Origin of the sequence: Bremerella cremea, assembly GCF_039541315.1 — a bacterium.
Lineage (GTDB): Bacteria > Planctomycetota > Planctomycetia > Pirellulales > Pirellulaceae > Bremerella > Bremerella cremea.
The window spans coordinates 17,494-34,234 of sequence record NZ_BAABFZ010000002.1 but is presented as its reverse complement, the minus strand read 5'-3'; the positions used below and the strand labels follow the sequence as shown (position 1 = coordinate 34,234).

Genomic DNA, 16,741 nt, shown 5'->3' with positions numbered 1-16,741 from the left:
ACTCCTTCAATGATTCGTGTTGAACTCGACGGTGTTGATCAGCACCCAAAACAGTTCGCTCAGACGACGGGCCCGCGTGTCGGCATCTTCCTGCAGAAAACCACGCTGCGAAAGTCGCTTCCATTCCTCGTCATGCGGAGCTCGGCCGAGCGTCGACCAAAACAAGCTGGTCACGCATTCCTCTTCGGAAAGAAACGGCGCGGCCGCCAGGCCTTGTACTAGCGGATTCGACTGGGGCACGCAAAACTGCTCGACAATCGGGCCATTCATCAAGGCCAAGGCTTGCGTCGCGGATCGCTGTGCGTCGACGGTTCGATACGCAGGGAACGCCGCGACAAAGTCACTTCGCCGAACGATCGTTTCGGCCGAGTCCAGATCGGTCCGAATGGGCGGACGGCCCGCCGCCACGCTGAGACTATCGAAGAGCTGCGGCCCTGTCAGACCCCGGACTTGTATGAAAGGGTATTCGCTTTCGATCCCGCTGTTTGCCGTGGACTTCGCTTGATACGCCTGCGTGGCGACGATCGTGGAAGCGAGCCATCGCAAATCAAACCGGCGTTTTACAAACTCGTGCGACAGAAGCTCGAGCGTTTGCTCGCGTGCGGCTGGCGAGAATTGTTCGGGGTGCAGCGTGACCAACGGCTCGCCAAGCAGTTCGGCCCACAATTGATTGACCGTCCAGCGGGCGAAGTAGCGGTTCGACTGCTGGCTGACCCACTGGGCGAAGACCTCTCGGCCTGAGATCGCGGTTGCCAGCGCGACGTCGGGAGACCAGCTTTCGCCGGTGAACAGCGCCGGCGAGACGGTTCGTTCGGTATCAGGAATCGCGATGGTTTGCTTCTGCCAGGCATCGTGGGCGGTCTCGCCTGACTTGAGGGGCTCGAAGTAGGCGGCCGTTTGCCAGAACTGATCTTGCGACCACGCATGGAACGGGTGATCGTGGCACTGGGCACAACTCAAGTCGACCCCTAGAAATTCACCGGTCGCATTCGCTGCCATTCGCTCCGGTCGATGGTCGTTGGCTTCGATGATCGTCTTGGGAACCGAAAGCAATGCTTCGTTCTTGCCTGCTCCGGTTTGGGGTGCGTACGAAACAGAAATCAACTGCCGGGCGATCTCGTTCAGCGGTTCGCCACGCCGCAGCTGTTGAGCGACCCAGGCCTCGGTATCGGGAGCCAGGTATTCGTAAGGAGCGACCGACGTTTGTGGAAACCATAAGCTTCGCACAAACGTCGCCAGACGCTGGGCGGCCGCAGGGCTGTTGGCAAGTTCAGCGATCACTTCGGCCCGAGCGTTCGGGTTCTTTCGCGAAGCAAACGCCTGGGCTTCGGCCGCGGTAGGAATGCGTCCGATCAAATCGAGCGAGACACGCCGCAGAAAGGTCGCTTCATCGCAGGGTACGGCGGCAGCGGTGCCAGCCGGCAGAAGCGAGTTGAGTTGCTTGTCGATTTGCGCAGCGATCTCGTTGGCAGAGCAGGGGAGTGCCGCCAGCAGCAGAAGCAAGATCGCCAACGTCCAGGTGTGCTTCATCCAGTCGCTTTGCGTTTCGCGGTGAAAAAGTTATTCGGCCTGAAAGTCTTCGGTCGCGATCAGTTCGCCATCGGCGATGCTGACCAGGGCAATCAAGACTTCCTGCTCTAAACCGGCCCGGATCGGCATGGCGCTGCCATCCGCCATGGCAGCGTAGGCCTTGCCAGGATGGAACGAATAGAGCGAGCCTTCATTGGAACAGTTCACCGCGCAGTCGCCAAACTGATTCTGGCCGTCGTTATCGTACGAACGCAAATGATTCCAATTCGGCGCGATCCACTGGCCAAAGCTGAACCCGTCTACCAGCGGCCGATGCGTTTTGTCAGCCGATTTGTCGTCGTGCAGTTTACCGGCTCGCCAACCGTTCGGCTTGTCGGCCATCTCGACCACCAGGAAGGTATTGGCCAGCCCATCGGTGATTTCGTTCAGGCGAACCGCATGGCCGGCGGTCACGTTCGAGGCACCGTAGTGTCGACCGGGCGAAGCCATCGCACCGCGATAGAGTCGTTCCGGCTGATTCGTATGCAGATAGGCCCCGGACGAAGCGACGTAATCGGTCGCTTTCGCCGAGAACTCTTTGCCGTCGGGATCGAGCAAACGAATCACACGATCGGCATGCGGAGCGGCGGGACAAACGAGCGTCGAAAGGGCATTCATGCCGACGTCGCGATTGCCCCCTTCGTACCACTCGAGACTAAGGTCGTACTTGTCGTAGAGTTTGGCCTGATCCATGAACGGCAGGACCAACGTGTTCCAGCCGGTGTGGGGCTGACGACGATTGCTGGGAAGCGAATCTTGATGCACCTCGGCGAAACCACGGCACGCTTTGGCGATGGTTCGCATATGATCCTGACAACCCGTGGCCCGAGCTTCGTCCCGCGCCATCGCGACCCACGGCGCGGCAATCGCCGCCAGCAGCAGCAGAGCGGTGGCGATCACCAGCAGGTCCGACAAACCGAACGATCGATGACGATCCATAAGGGAAAAAGCTCCTCAGATTGAAAGTTGCCCGTCGGCTTAGAAATCGCCCAGGACGTTGCCGTCGGCTCGATTGCACAAGTTGACGAACGTCGCGTATTCGACCGTTTCCGCGAGGTTACGCGTCGAACCGTCGGCCAGCATAATGGTCATCACGCCGGGATGAAAGCTGTAAGGCGAGGCGGTGTTGTCAATGTTCACGTAGGCTCGACAATCGTCGCATCCCTTGGCACTACCATCGGCAGCCCAGTTGTAGATCATCACGCCGTTGTTGCCCGACCAAGGACCATGGCCGTAGTTTTGCGCGTTGGTGGTCTCTTGCTGCTGACCATTGTGCCAATTGGTTGGCTTGCCGGCCATTTCAAACAACAGAAGCGTGTTGCTGGTGCCATCGGTAATTTCGGCGAACTTCGTCGCCCCCGTTTCACGCAAGATCCCCACGTCGCGACCTGGCACGTCGGTATGGGCTCCGCTCGAATCAAGCATGTGGATACCGCGAACACCTTGATAGTCCGTCGGCGCCCCGACGACGTCGGGATCGAGCGACGAGACATCGGTCGTCCAACTGACGTTCCAACCAGCATACAGTGGCGTTTGACGATCGCTGCCAGGCGCACTTGGGCAAAGGTATGACTGAATCTGGGTCTTCACGGCCTGGCGATTGACGATGTCGTCGAAACCGAAGTGCTGCTTGTACTGATCGGATAAGTTGCCTTGCTCGACGAACGGCATGATCATCGCCAGGAAGCCAGTGACGACCTTCTTGCTGTTGCCACTCGAATCGACGCCGTTCCAAAGCAGGCGCCCCGGCGGCAGCGTGCGGAACGTATCGTGATAGTTGTGACATGCCAAACCGACTTGGCGCATGTTATTCGAACAAGACATCCGTCGGGCAGCTTCGCGGGCCTGTTGGACGGCAGGCAGCAGCAGGGCAATCAAGACGCCAATAATGGCGATCACCACCAGAAGTTCGACAAGCGTAAACCCAAAATGGCGTGGGCGTGGCACGGTAAGGTACTCCAAATGGAAGGCAGGGTCTGTACGGGCTGGCTACGTGTAAGAGAGTTGCCAAGCGTCGCGACTTTTGGTGCCTTGATCTGGATGAACCGATCTGGGTGCCTATTGCTAGCTCGAAAAGGCCATATTTTGAGGCAGAAGCTGCCCCTCATCAACCGTAAACGCATCGAGACGGGCGTTTTCTTCCCGGATTACCGACATTTTTCTAAACCATGGTTTCACAATACGATACGTTGTCGATTCTCGCTCACGCCGTGTCGCTTCGTACGACATCTGAGGGGAAGCAATTCGCAGACGATGTCGCTGCCGATCGCTAAGCCGAGCGATGAACGGTACGCGGAAAATAACTCAAAGAACGGCGATCGTTGGGGGATCGCGCGTGTCGAAATTCCACCTGATAGAAGGTGCCGCTGCTGCCCGGGTTGGCTCTACGGACTCGTACGGCGTACCGTACCTGCCCCCGGTCGAACGTTCCCCGGGCAGCGGCAGCAAAGTTGGCTTTGCGAGAGGTGGTGATACCGGTGGGATCTGCGGCTCACGGCAGTCGAACAACAGCTTCGATCCCTTGAATTCTTGAGAAGCCTCGACCACGCGCACCCCATCGTGGGTCACAAACCATGGACGACTGAATCAGCCTTTCAATGAAGATCTGATGAAGTCTTTCTTGAATTCTATGCCACGTGATATCAACCAGCCAAGTAAAAATCCCGATAAGTCTGGCAATTTTGCTACCAAACGTACCGGGATCGTTAGGAGACGAACTTGTCGCACGCTGACAGGGAGGTACGAGCATCTTCCCGTACGGACCCCATCACGTTTGCTAAGGCTCTCAGCGAGCCATTAACTTAGTTGATCGTCCGCAGCGGCACGCCAGCCGGCTTGCCATCTGCTTCGCGAGCTTTCATAAACTTGATTTGCCGCTTTAACGCCTCGACAGTTGCCTTCATGTTTGCCGGAGCGACTTCCGAGGCAATCACTTCGTCGGCCAAGGCGGTCGCCTCGTCGAACATCTTTTGGTCGAAGAAATAACGAACTTTCAGCGTATCGATGATGGTCACACGATCCGGACGATCCTTCGATTCTTCGCGAGCCTTGTTGAGAAACGCTAACACCACCTCAGGCGAGTCGGCTTCGCGGCGAGCTTGTGAGTAACCGGCGACCGTCTCGGACATGAAACGAGCGTCGTCCTGTTCTTTCTTGATCTCGGCCAGCTTATCGCTCCACGTCTCGTGGATCGTTTCGTCTTTGCCTTCGCTCATCGCGACAGCGCGTTCGATTTCAGCATTCCAGCCGTTCTTCAGCACTTCGTCCGGTAGGCTCTTGAGCACCGCGTCGAGCTGGGCAACGTCTTCGATCTGGGAGACCGAGGTGCCATCTTTGGCGGCGGTCAGCTTGTCGGCAACTTCGGTCATGCCGCCGAACGATTCCCAGAAGGCATCGGGCTCGCGATAGCCAACAATGGTGCTATAAGGCAGCATGTCGCCATCGACGGCCACCAGCGTGGGAAAGCCACGAACACCGAGCTTGGTCTTCAGTTCCGCATTGCGGGTTTTTACGTCCTCTGGCAGTTCTTTCTTGTTGGGGAAATCGAGCACGACCGGGATGTAGTGCTTGCCGATGCGTTCGGCCGTTTCTGGTTTGGTCAACACGGCTTCTTCCAGCTTGATGCAGTAGCCGCACCAGTCCGAACCAGTGAAGAAGAGCAGCAGGTCTTTGTCTTCCTGCTGGGCCTGCTTTTGGGCAGCGGCCAGGTCGCTGGTCCAATCGACATGCTTCGGCGTCTTCTCGGCAGGGGCTTCTTCACTGGTCGTTTCTGCCGCGGGTGCGTCGGCGGCGATCGATTCGGTGACACAGGCAGTCGAAGCAATCGTCATCGTCAGCAGTAGCATGCCGGTCGAACATGTCCGACTCGACAGGCTGAAGAGAGGAAGATGGAAGAACTTGGTCATTACGAACTTTCTCTGTTGCTAGTGGATTCACCTTCCAAGGCGGAAGGAACGAGGGAGGGGAAAGGGCTATCGATGCTCGACCTTCGAGGCCGGCTTCGACAAGGGTTTCACGGCGACACCGGTCAAATCGACCACCGGCAATTCGTTCTGCCCACGCACGATCGTGACGGTCATGTAGGGGTCGTCCTGATTCCAATACTTTTCTCCGAGTCGATCCGGCATCATCGTCATCAAATTCGCCGGCCAACGCAGGATCCAGGCATATTCGCCCGGCGGGCAACCGTCGCCGTTCTCATACGTCGAGAACTCATACGTTCCGTCTGCTTGAACCAGCGCCCAGCAGTCAGACTCGCGCTCGTCGATCGGTTCGCCCAGCTTGATTAACTTGATAAAGGCTTGTTCGGGTGGCTCACCATTGATGGTGATCGTGCCACGGGTCGGAAACGTGCGTGCCTGCCAGTCATGCTGTCCGCAGCCTGCTTGTAGCAACGCCACCATCATCCAAGTCAACGCGACAGAAAGAGCCGCTTTCTTTCGATCGCAACGCATTAGAATTCTCCTGTCACGTCTCCGTTGTCACACGAGACCACGCCCGCGATGATCGCTGGACTGGTGCTCTCGGGCATGAACCGCACCGAGCCGTCGGCCAGGGCGAATTCGATGCCGCCTGGGTGGAATCCGTACGGAGCACCGAATTGGTTGGTCACGTTCACAATGCCACCGGTGAAGGGGACCATCATCGGTGCCGTTCCTGTCGGATCGCTGCTGTTCAAGGTGAAGCTTTGTCGCATGAAGCTGGAAGCCAAACCGCCGAACGGAGCAACCGTATACCAGGCCTCCATCTGGCCCCAGCTTGATGAGCGAATGCTCTCGTTCATCTTGCTGTTGTTGACCCACCAGTCTTTCCGACCGGCACTTTCGTAAATGAGCATTGTGTTCGAGAGACCATCGGTGATTCCAGCAAACTTGCGCCATTCGCCTGTCCCGATGTTCGAGAAGATCGCATTGGCAATCACCGGTGGAATGGCATCCGAAGCAGCTCCCAGCGGATAGAAGTAGTCGGACGTTTGGCAGCCCTGGAACATGGGATTTCCGCTGTTCATCGGGGCACCACCTTCCGGCGTGGAAGGACAGGTGAACATGCCTGGCATCAGGTCTTTCATCACCTGGTTGTTCGCATGCGACCAAAGCTGATTCTGGTCGTACAACTCGTAGGTGTTCTTCGCTTCCAGAAACGGCAGCAGCGCGACGTTCGGTCCGGCATTGTGGGTCGACTGAATGTTGGCGTAAGTCCCGGTCCGCGGCAAACGGCCGAAGGTATCGTGATAATTATGACTCGCCAGCGCGATTTGCTTCAGGTTGTTAGTGCATGCCATCCGCCGGGCCGCTTCACGGGCCTGCTGCACGGCCGGCAAAAGCAATGCGATCAATACGCCAATAATGGCAATCACCACCAGAAGCTCGACAAGCGTAAAAGCGTTTCGTTTCATGAGACCTCCGAATCCAGGGTATCGAAATCGACCGCGACTCGGAAAACCGCCTCCCGCTTGTGGCGATCGAATTCCGAGATGGGCTCAAGGAAGAAATCTGGGAAGTTGAACAATTGGGTCTTCGATTCGCCGTGCCACGCGGGCCGGCGGATGCCAAAGAATTTGCAAAGTCGGTGCCGCCTCACTTCCCAGGTAAGCTGCTGCTTACCGCAATCGACAACTTGAAAGGCCTATAAGCCAAGTTCAGTCAACGTTTTAGAGTCGCTGGTCCAGGCAAGCTCCAGCTGCTGCGACAGGACGTGGCGGATGTGGGTGCTGATCAATAGAGAATAAACGGCGCATGCCCCAACTTTTCGATGACATGCTTCGACCAAAAAAGAGGCAGCAATCGCGGGCAGACGACGTATTGATGACTAAATCGTAGGCAGCCAATCGCGAGAGAAGCGTCACCATCGAACGCCCCCTGATCAAGAAAACCACTTACCTTGGTCGCGGCGATACACCGCAGGGGTGGTTCCGTATACCTGGCGAAACTCGCGAGCGAGGTGCGACTGATCGCAGAAGCCACAGCTTTGAGCAATGTCCAGCACCGATTGCCTACCATTGGCCACGCTGAGAAGCTGTCGCGCTTGTTCGACACGGAGCCCCATCAGGTACTGCTTGGGCGACTGTCCGGTTGTTTGCCGAAAGAGACGCACGAACTGGCTTCGACTAACCCCGGCCAGGATCGCCAACTGGTCGAGACTCAGGTCTTCGATAAAGTGTGTGTGCATATAGTCGATTACTGCACGAATCGCCTGATCGCGAAGCCGATCGGTATCGCTGACAATATCGGCCGGGCGACCTGCCAACTGTGTTAGCCGCTGCAGAATCAGGTCCTGTAGATGCTCTTTCACCATACGCTGCCCGGTCTCGGCAGGCTGTCGAAAGTGATAGATCAACTGCTTCATCAAGACGCGTAAGGCATTGTCGCGGAACGACTGGCTGAGCATCCGTTCGGGTGAAAGATCGGCTCCCTGAGACGCTTCCTGGAAGTACTCGTGCACCACATCTTTCTTGATATAGATCATGCTCGAGTGGAACGGCCCTTTGCCTTGCAGCCGCTGGACCGACTCTTCGTCGCCAAAAATCATGTTCCCAGGGCGAGCTTCGCGAAGGAACTTTCCGGCCCCGAAATCGGCTTCCATATGGCCTGAGCCGTCTGAGTCTTCCAAAAGCGAGACAAAGAAGTAGTCGCGACGGCCTCCATCGTGAAAGGCCTCGGACAGCAGGATCTCGGAGTATTCCCACGGGGTGTCGGGGTCGACACGGTAGTCGATTCCCAACACACGGTCACGAAACCATCCCGGAGACGCCCGAAAGATCTTGCACGAATCGATGTGCGAGTTCAGCGAACGTCGCAACTTCAAGAACTTGACCAGATCGTGCATTGAAACTTTGGCTCCCCGGTTGGCAAGAACACTGACTTGCTACCAGCGAGGATACAGCGAGTTGCCTCGATCGAAAAGCGACTTTTTCACGAGATACCGTCACATCCACCCATGCGAAGGGAGACTGGGCAAAGGGAAGTACCTTGCAAGTTTGCCAGCAACGGAAAAACGTTTTCTGGCGCCTCTCTCATTCGGGGGAGAATTGAACAGAATGTGGCCATCCGGGCAGTTCTGGATCGTGCGCATATTGCTACAATAGACCCAGAGCATCCCCTGCAGCTTCGTCGATCCTCTAACTTGTTCGAAGGAATATCACTCGATGCGTCATCTTCCCATCAAGTCCGAATTGTTCGTCGAGAACCGGGCCAAACTGAAGCAGCTTCTGCCGGAGAACTCGCTCGCCATCCTGCATTCCAACGACGTATTGCCTACCAACGCGGATGGCACGTTCAAAGTCGTTCCGAATGCCGACCTGTTCTATCTGACCGGTATCGAACAGGAAGAATCGATCCTTCTACTCTTCCCCGATGCCTATGAGGAGAAGAATCGCGAGATCCTGTTCCTGCGCGAGCCGACCGAGCTGATGCAGATCTGGGAAGGTCAGAAGCTGACCAAGGAAGAAGCCACGGAAGTCTCGGGGGTCAGCTCGATTCGCTGGCTGTCGGAGTTCCCGGCCGTGCTTCGCGATCTGATGATCAGCGCCGAACAGGTCTTCCTCAATCAGAACGAGCATCGTCGAGCCTCGAACCTGGTGGAAACCCGCGACGATCGCTTTGTGAAGCAGTGCAAGGAAGAGTTCCCGCTGCATACCTATCGACGACTCGCCCCGATGCTGCATGCCCTGCGTGCCGAGAAATCGGAACTGGAAGTCGAGCTGATCCGCCATGCCTGCGGGATCACCAAGAAGGGCTTCGAGCGTCTGCTGAAGTTCGTCAAACCAGGCGTTACCGAGTTTGAAGTCGAAGCAGAATTGGCGCATGAATTCATCCGCAATCGTGGTGCGTTCGCTTATACGCCAATCATTGCTTCCGGCAAGAATGCGTGCGGTCTGCATTACATCGACAACGATCAGGTCTGTAACGATGGCGACCTGCTGCTGCTGGACGTTGCCTCGAACTACGCGAACTACAACTCGGACCTGACTCGTACCATTCCGGTCAACGGCAAGTTCACGCCTCGCCAGCGCGACGTTTACAACGCCGTCTTGCGCGTGATGAAGCAGTCGATCGCCGGCGCCGTGGTGGGCAAGTCGCACCGCGACTGGCAGTACGAAGCCCAAGAGATGATCAACGAAGAGTTGCTCGGCCTCGGTCTGCTGACCAAGGAAGAAGTCGCCAAACATACCCGTGAAACGCCAGCATGTAAGAAGTACTTCATGCATGGCCTGGGACACTCGATCGGGATCGACGTTCACGATGTCGCGTTGCCGAACGTCCCATTTGCCCCAGGCTGGGTACTGACGGTCGAACCTGGGATCTACCTGCCGGACGAAGGCTTTGCCGTCCGAATCGAGAACGACATCGTCGTCACCGAAAACGGTCCAGTCGACCTGATGGGCGACATTCCGGTCGAAGCAGACGAGATCGAAGCCTTAATGGCCGAAGGCAAATAGTCTTTCCCGATCGAACAACTCAAAACTGAAAGCTGCTGCCGACTTTGATCCGCAGCAGCTTTTTTCATGCGCACTGGTCGCGGCCCCCATAAGGTTCCCCAAGAACGCAACAGCAGAGGCTACCTTACTCGCCCAACCGGTCCGATCCGCCCTAACGGATCATGAAACTCGAATACGTATTTGCCCGTAATGTGAAATTCTTCTTCGCAAACAGAATCGGCATCTGTGGGCATTTCATGCGCGGTTTGGTGATTTTTTGGAGATATTGCGCACGTCTTTACCCTCAGATTGGTAGGAACTGACAGCTTGCGACGGTATCTATTTACGGCAATATGCCCCACATAAGTAGTGATTCCATAGAAAACTCTACAAAATTGATTGAAAGTCACCCACGGAACCTTTAGTCTCTGACGGTGTTATATCTCGCGAAACACCATGGTGTTCTTCCACTTAACCCTGCGGAAGATGACCCTCATGCAACGTGGCCATAGAAGTGCCTGTTCACAACTAGCATTTAAGCGGCTTCCTACTCTACTCATTTCATTTCGATCTGCCATGCTGGCTCGCTGAGTCAGTGAGGAGTCTTGGAATAGCGTCCCTAGGCAAATTCGCCAAAGGGGCTGTTTCTTCCCCTCGCTGATTTCATTCCGGACGACGAAGCAAGTCTTGTCGCCCGGTTCGAGGTGCATCGTTTTTATCTCCATTCATCGTTTCGTTGGGAGAATTTGATGACCGTGTTTCGACTTCGACGCTCTGCATTCACGCTTGTGGAGCTGCTAGTGGTGATTGCCATTATTGGTGTGTTGATCGCTCTCTTGTTACCCGCCGTCCAGCAGGCCCGGGAAGCTGCTCGCCGGATGCAGTGCACCAACAACCTCAAGCAGTTGGGGATTGCCTTTCATAACTACCACGACATTTTCCTGCGCTTTACCTGCGGGGCCCGGGGGATGGATGACTGGTCGCTGAAGAATGGTTCGAACTGGCGAACCGCCGTCCTGCCGATGATCGAACAAGGCAACGTTTACGATCAGCTCGACTTTAGCGGCAGTTTCGCCGGTGACAGCTATGTCGGCAACGAAGTGCTGATGGACCTGGTAGTGGACGGCTTCCTTTGCCCATCGAGCACGCTGCCGGCAATCGATCAATCGGTGGGGAACAACACCTGGGGCATGTGCCATCACTACGTTGGTCTGCAAGGCGCCTCGCCGACCGTGCCCGGCAATGTCGCTGGTTACCAGGACTGCAACCATGGCTGGTCGTGCAACAACGGCATGCTCTCGCCCAATGAGTATCGCAGCTTCCGCGATTGCACCGATGGAACGTCGAACACGATCCTGATCGCCGAGCAGTCTGGCCTGACTAGCGACCTCAATCGAACCTCGAATTACTATGGCGGCTGGCACGGAGCCCGTAACTACGGCTACGTCGGCAACACAGCCGAAGGCTGTAGCGACCTCTGGCAGTCTGGAACCACGTGCGTTCGTTTCGCGATCAACTCCGACATTCTACAGGTGGGTGCGACCGACACGACCTATCGCAACAACACGATCCTCAACTCGTTCCATCCCGGCGGCATCAATGCGATGTGCCTGGACGGAAGCGTTCATTTCATTCCTGAAACGATCGATTTTGACATGCTGAAGCGTTTGGCCGTTCGTCACGATGCCCAGACCGTGAATCTGAACTAGTTCGACTTCCATCCTTCCCTCGTGCTCGGATATTTCGGGGCAAGTACCGAGAGCTTCGGGGGAAGGGTTTTTCACTTTTCGAAAGAGTGTTTGACCGTGATGAAACCTATCCATGGGACCGTTTGCCTGGTTGTCGCGCTGCTGGCCACCAGCCTGGGTTGCAACAATGGTCCTGACTACCCCGTCGGAGATGTCTCTGGAAAGCTGACCCTCAAAGGTAACCCGATCAAGGGTGACGTCGAGTTGTTCCTGATGGACCACAAAACTGGCTTCGCTTACAAAGCGTTGGTAACCGAAGATGGCGGATTTGAAGTCAACGAACCAGTTCGTGTAGGGAACTACGTCGCCTATGTTCAGCCGGCCGTCGACTTGAACCTTAGCATGGACGGCGCTCCTACGCCGACGACAGCTACGGCCGCCGTGCCTGCGAAGTATACCAACGACGCCCGGAGCGACTTATTGGCCGAAGTCAAAGAAGGGCCAAACCACTTCGCCTTCGAAATGAAATAGCCCGGCAAAGCTCGAACTGACAAAGAACGAACCACCTCGGGACAGGTCACCGCCAGGCGAGCCTGTCCTTTTTTTGCGCTTCTGTAATCCGACTTACGTTCAATCGCTTAGTCGTCGTCCGCTTTGGTGCGGAACGTGGTGGAAATCGCGTAATGGTCCGACAGGTATTCGCGATGTTCTTTCGGGGCACTGTCGACCAGCACGCGCTGTCGCGTGAAGACAAATTCTTTCGAGATCGAGACGAAGATCCGGTCGAAGGGAGCCCCATCCCCCAGGTACGTGTCGAAGTCTTCGATGTTGAGATCGACGAAGCCGGCGTCGGTGATTAGCTCGACCGCCTTCTCGGTATGACGCTTGATATTGGTATCGCCCAGAATGATCAGGTCTTGTTCGCCGCCAAAGTGTGTCCGCACGTCGTTCAGCTTCGCGACCAATGCCGCTGCCTCGAGTTCTCGTTGGCCCGCACCGAACTCTTCGCCGGTCCGCCCGCGTGCCCGGGCCTGGTCGCGCGGTTTGACGTTCGATTTCATGTGCACCGGAATCACCACGAAATCAGTCCGCCCGTTACCGGTCGAGAACTTCACGGCATGTGGCTTCCGATCCCACAGGAAGAACTCATCGTTCGGGTCGTCGTCGACGTCGATCGGAAACGCGTCCCCATCGCGTGTGACCTGCTTCGCGTTCCAGGCAATCGCACACAACTGCGACTTATCGTTGTCGATGCGATTGGGAAACAACTCGTACTTCCATTCGACGTCATCTTCTTCGTTCAGAATCGCGAACGCCGTATCAAGTTGTTCGTTCCGCCGCTCTGGGCCATCATCGGTATCGTAGATTTCGCACAATCCCAACACGTCGACGCCGGAAGCAGCGATGTACTCGGCCAGGGCAATTGGTCGCTGAGCCGAGTTTGTCGCGCCCAGGTGCTCGATGTTCCAGAAGCCCACCGTCACAAAGTCAGCCCCCAGTGCCGGACAGGCCAGCGCCCAAGTTAGCAAAATGCTCAAGAATGTTCGTCGTCCCATCGCGATTGTCTCCACCAGAGTAATGTCTCGAACGAAACCTCCGGCACATTAAATCGCGTCGCCCGCCTGGTCGCAACGAATCTAGTTGAATGTTTGATGAATAATAGATCCCTGTGATCGCATATTCGACGTCTGACAACGGATGCGACCAGCGATCCACTTCCCCAACACAAGCCCCGAACGTGCTGATGCCATTCGAGCGACCGGTCTTTCGATCTCATCGAGAACAGGCGACATCCTTGCACATCGATCCGGGCTATTCAATTGCCGACTCGGAAGCGTCTGTCTTCTAACCGATTCGCATCGTGACCTGAGCCACCCGTTCGCCATAGCACCAAGCCAGCAGGCTCCTGCTGAAGATAGCCAGGTAAGTTTGCCCTCGCTGAAAGCAGGCCATCGGATCGAATCAGGTGCTTCTGAAAAGCACTGAAAAATTACGGCCTCAGGATAGGTACTCGGTAACCGCTTCGAGATCCCAGCTTTGAGAAATCGGTGCGAAGTTTTCAATCGGAAAAAGAAGGAGTCACCGCTCGTTCTGATTATCCAGGAGACTGAAACCCCGGACTCGGGCATCCCGGTTTATTGTACCCGGCTACCACCACGCAATTACCCTATCCTTCCGATCCCTCCATGCCAGCACTATACGCCACCTTCCACATTGCATATTCGCGCTAACATATATTCACCATTTCATCACTATCATCAGGGCACGATATCGTTGCCGTTGCATTTGTACTGTGAGAGAATCCCTCGCAATGTGGCCAGCCATCTACTCATTTCAGAGGGAACTTATTCCATGTTTCGCGGACTCCGGTACGGTTTGCAAGTCACCCTTCTTATCTGTTGCTTCTGCTGGACGATTGCTGCTCAGGCCGCCGAGCCAGAGATGCACGTCCACTTCCTCGACCAAGGGCAAGCATCAAGTGCTTTACTAGAATTTCCTTGCGGTGCAATTCTAATCGATACCGGTGGCCAGGATGACGAAAGTCCCGATGAGCTTGCCGATTCGCTGCGCGACTTTTTTGCGCGGCGAACGGACCTGAATCACACGCTCAACGCCGTGGTAATCACCCATCCCCATATCGATCATACGCGGGGTATTCAGCGAGTGCTGCAAACCTGTCGTGTTAATAACTTCATCTATAACGGATTTGTTCGGGGCTCGGGCAAGGAAGGTATTCAATATGCCATTGACAACGCAGCGACCCACAACCTGAACGTGATTAGCGTCGCCGATACAGACGTGACGGCTGCCGGCTATGGCTTGACCAATGGAGACATCGATCCAATCCAGTGCACTGATTGCGATCCCGAGATACGCATTTTGTCGGGTGGCCTGCAGCAGAACCCAGGCTGGCAAGACCGCGACTTCGACAATCTGAACAATCACAGCCTGGTGGTTCGTGTCGACTTTGGTAAGTCATCGCTTCTGTTTACCGGCGACTTGGAAGAGCCAGCTTTAGAGACGCTAGTCGCCTTCTATAAGGACACCGACCTTTTGGATGTCGATGCCTACTTGGTCGGCCACCATGGCTCCAAGAATGGAACGATCCAGTCGCTTGTCGATGCGATGTCGCCTGAAGTGGCAGTCATCTCGGTCGGGATCCCCCAGTTCGGTCAGGGTCGGCAACGTGGATTCAATACGTTTTCGTATGGCCATCCCAATCGCGATGTAATCGAGATGCTCAGCAACGCCATCAGTGGCGAGCGCGAGCGACCGATGGATGTTCGCGTCGGGGAAGGGGGGCAGCGGTTTTCGTTATTTCAGGTAACGAAGCATATCTATGCCACGGGCTGGGATGGTCAGATCACGCTATCGTGCAGGCAGAATGGAAGTATTCATGTCACGACGCGCAAGACCGACGAGATTACCCCTGCGGTGTCGCCAGCGTCTTCCCAACCGACTGCAATGCTGGCCGCCATTCCAGTTGGAATGGCACCTATGGCGTCGCCAACCGCAGCACCGGCAAGCACCCCTTATCACTGGAACCAACCTCCACCGGTGAAGACGCCGACAACGACTGCCAACGGAAAGTCAATCCTGTTCGATGTATCGCATGGTGGTACCCAGGGCAATGCGGACTGGGTAATCGATGGCGGATTCTCAGACTTCGCGGATGCGTTGGCAGCCCAGGGATACGAAGTGAAAGAATACCGTGGCGTCGACAAGGACCAGGATGGAATCATTCGCTTCTTCGATGATCGAACAAGCAATACTCCGGAAAATGAAGCCATCATTGATTTCGACGCCATTAAAGACAGCGATGTCTTTGTCTTGGCTGAATCGAATCGGCCTTTCCGCGAGGACGAGCGTGCCGCCTTGGAAAGGTACGTGGCCGCTGGTAAAGGCTTGCTGTTTATTGGCGATCACTACAACGCCGACCGCAACTTGAACTCGTGGGACGCGACTGAGGTTTTCAACGGCTATAATCGGTCGACCGAACCTGATTTCGATATGGGAAGCCCCTACGGCGATTTAAGAAATCCTGGAAGTGCCGATGCAGGATGGCTGGTAGAGCAGTTTGGAATTCGTTTTCGCTTCAATGCCATTAATTGCCTGGCGGGGGCCTCTGACATTGTTGCCCCAAATGATGCAGAAAACCTGACAGTGGGTGCCACGCCGATACTGATGGCAGCCAGCGCTACGCTTGCCGTTGTCGAACCTGATCGCGCAAAAGGCTTAATCTATTTAGCGGATTCCGATCCGGCGAAGAGTTGGGGAAAGGCCATCGAAGGAGCAAATAACGGGCTTTACTTTGGTGGCCGCGACGAGGGACCACTCGTCGCGATATCGAAGTCTGGTGCCGGCAAAGCTGCCTTCTTTGGAGATTCGTCGCCTATCGAAGACATCACGCCCAAGTACCGCGACGAGCGTGGCGGCACCAACAAGCCGTTACACAACGGTTGGAACAATGGTGGCTCCGCTAAAGTCATCATGTTGAATATCGTCGATTGGCTGGCGACACCGGAGTCCTACACGCACTTCGACGGGGCAAATGGTCATGCTCCTGGTATTAAGACTCCCAACGCGATGGCACCGATCGAGCAAGACGATCCAGCCGATGGGCGTCCTTGGTCGCAGCCCTCGGGCAACTACGATCCGTGGGATTCCGACACATTTGCCCCAGGATCGTACGGAGCACCATTCCCCAGCGATTCAGGAGCAGGACACCATGGCGGCGGTAGTTCTCCGACGACCACAGTCGGCGTCTCTGACGCATTAGGAATCGCCGAAGGAACCTTAATTTCAGTTCAAGGCAAGATTGTTGCGGAACACAATGATCAGTACGGCCTGCAATTGGCAGATCCCCAAAACCCGAGCATCGTGTTGTATGTCCAACTTCCTCAATCGCAGCGTGCGGTCTACGCTCCAAAGTTAAATCCGGGAGCGATTGGCAAGAGTGTCGTCATCACCGGAACACGCGGTAAATATACCGGCCTGCCCGGCATCCGCGGTGTTCGTTCGATCACCGATGTCCCGTAAGACGAAATCGGATCGCATGGAAATGCTA

12 protein-coding genes are annotated in these 16,741 nt (G+C 55.9%); 4 read left to right on the top strand and 8 right to left on the bottom strand.

Features of this window, described 5'->3' with window-relative positions:
• Positions 1–6 precede the first annotated feature (6 nt).
• From ABD890_RS00850 to ABD890_RS00820, 7 genes are all read right to left on the bottom strand, one after another.
• Positions 7–1,530, bottom strand: coding sequence for a DUF1549 domain-containing protein (locus tag ABD890_RS00850; RefSeq protein ID WP_345084538.1), 1,524 nt, complete (start codon positions 1,528–1,530; stop codon positions 7–9).
• A 30-nt stretch (positions 1,531–1,560) separates the two neighbouring features.
• Positions 1,561–2,508, bottom strand: coding sequence for a DUF1559 family PulG-like putative transporter (locus ABD890_RS00845; protein WP_345084536.1), 948 nt, complete (start codon positions 2,506–2,508; stop codon positions 1,561–1,563).
• A gap of 39 nt (positions 2,509–2,547) precedes the next feature.
• Positions 2,548–3,516 (bottom strand): DUF1559 family PulG-like putative transporter, encoded by a 969-nt coding sequence (locus ABD890_RS00840; RefSeq protein WP_345084533.1) that lies wholly within the window; start codon positions 3,514–3,516, stop codon positions 2,548–2,550.
• Positions 3,517–4,370: 854 nt separating this feature from the next.
• The gene (locus ABD890_RS00835) at positions 4,371–5,474 is read right to left on the bottom strand and encodes a thioredoxin fold domain-containing protein (protein ID WP_345084531.1); all 1,104 of its coding nucleotides are present in this window, start codon (positions 5,472–5,474) and stop codon (positions 4,371–4,373) included.
• Positions 5,475–5,540: 66 nt separating this feature from the next.
• Complete coding sequence (locus ABD890_RS00830) at positions 5,541–6,023, bottom strand: hypothetical protein (protein ID WP_345084528.1); 483 nt, start codon at positions 6,021–6,023, stop codon at positions 5,541–5,543.
• The gene (locus tag ABD890_RS00825) at positions 6,023–6,964 is read right to left on the bottom strand and encodes a DUF1559 family PulG-like putative transporter (protein ID WP_345084526.1); all 942 of its coding nucleotides are present in this window, start codon (positions 6,962–6,964) and stop codon (positions 6,023–6,025) included. Before ABD890_RS00825 ends, ABD890_RS00830 begins: the two co-directional genes overlap by 1 nt.
• 467 nt (positions 6,965–7,431) lie before the next feature.
• Positions 7,432–8,394, bottom strand: coding sequence for an AraC family transcriptional regulator (locus ABD890_RS00820; RefSeq protein WP_345084523.1), 963 nt, complete (start codon positions 8,392–8,394; stop codon positions 7,432–7,434).
• 319 nt (positions 8,395–8,713) lie between these two features.
• Between ABD890_RS00820 and ABD890_RS00815 the strand changes: the two genes are divergently transcribed.
• The 3 genes from ABD890_RS00815 to ABD890_RS00805 all read left to right on the top strand — a co-directional run bounded on the left by ABD890_RS00815 (position 8,714) and on the right by ABD890_RS00805 (position 12,204).
• Complete coding sequence (locus ABD890_RS00815) at positions 8,714–10,006, top strand: aminopeptidase P family protein (protein WP_345084520.1); 1,293 nt, start codon at positions 8,714–8,716, stop codon at positions 10,004–10,006.
• A 728-nt stretch (positions 10,007–10,734) separates the two neighbouring features.
• A complete protein-coding gene (locus ABD890_RS00810; protein WP_345084516.1) occupies positions 10,735–11,694 on the top strand; it encodes a DUF1559 domain-containing protein in 960 nt (319 codons plus the stop codon).
• A 96-nt stretch (positions 11,695–11,790) separates the two neighbouring features.
• Positions 11,791–12,204 (top strand): hypothetical protein, encoded by a 414-nt coding sequence (locus ABD890_RS00805; protein ID WP_345084513.1) that lies wholly within the window; start codon positions 11,791–11,793, stop codon positions 12,202–12,204.
• A 107-nt stretch (positions 12,205–12,311) separates the two neighbouring features.
• On the opposite strand, the gene ABD890_RS00800 is transcribed toward ABD890_RS00805, so the two are convergent.
• On the bottom strand, positions 12,312–13,229 hold the full coding sequence (locus tag ABD890_RS00800; RefSeq protein WP_345084510.1) for an exonuclease/endonuclease/phosphatase family protein: 918 nt from the start codon (positions 13,227–13,229) through the stop codon (positions 12,312–12,314).
• A gap of 796 nt (positions 13,230–14,025) precedes the next feature.
• Here ABD890_RS00800 and ABD890_RS00795 point away from each other — a divergent pair.
• Positions 14,026–16,713 carry an MBL fold metallo-hydrolase gene (locus tag ABD890_RS00795; protein ID WP_345084507.1) on the top strand — a complete coding sequence of 896 codons (2,688 nt, stop codon included), beginning with the start codon at positions 14,026–14,028 and terminating at the stop codon, positions 16,711–16,713.
• The last annotated feature ends 28 nt before the right edge of the window (positions 16,714–16,741 follow it).

Coding starts and splice junctions, on each gene's coding strand:
- ABD890_RS00850 (WP_345084538.1), bottom strand. CDS start 1,530: ATGAAGCACACCTGGACGTTGGCGATCTTGCTTCTGCTGCTGGCGGCA.
- ABD890_RS00845 (WP_345084536.1), bottom strand. CDS start 2,508: ATGGATCGTCATCGATCGTTCGGTTTGTCGGACCTGCTGGTGATCGCC.
- ABD890_RS00835 (WP_345084531.1), bottom strand. CDS start 5,474: ATGACCAAGTTCTTCCATCTTCCTCTCTTCAGCCTGTCGAGTCGGACA.
- ABD890_RS00830 (WP_345084528.1), bottom strand. CDS start 6,023: ATGCGTTGCGATCGAAAGAAAGCGGCTCTTTCTGTCGCGTTGACTTGG.
- ABD890_RS00825 (WP_345084526.1), bottom strand. CDS start 6,964: ATGAAACGAAACGCTTTTACGCTTGTCGAGCTTCTGGTGGTGATTGCC.
- ABD890_RS00820 (WP_345084523.1), bottom strand. CDS start 8,394: ATGCACGATCTGGTCAAGTTCTTGAAGTTGCGACGTTCGCTGAACTCG.
- ABD890_RS00815 (WP_345084520.1), top strand. CDS start 8,714: ATGCGTCATCTTCCCATCAAGTCCGAATTGTTCGTCGAGAACCGGGCC.
- ABD890_RS00810 (WP_345084516.1), top strand. CDS start 10,735: ATGACCGTGTTTCGACTTCGACGCTCTGCATTCACGCTTGTGGAGCTG.
- ABD890_RS00800 (WP_345084510.1), bottom strand. CDS start 13,229: ATGGGACGACGAACATTCTTGAGCATTTTGCTAACTTGGGCGCTGGCC.
- ABD890_RS00795 (WP_345084507.1), top strand. CDS start 14,026: ATGTTTCGCGGACTCCGGTACGGTTTGCAAGTCACCCTTCTTATCTGT.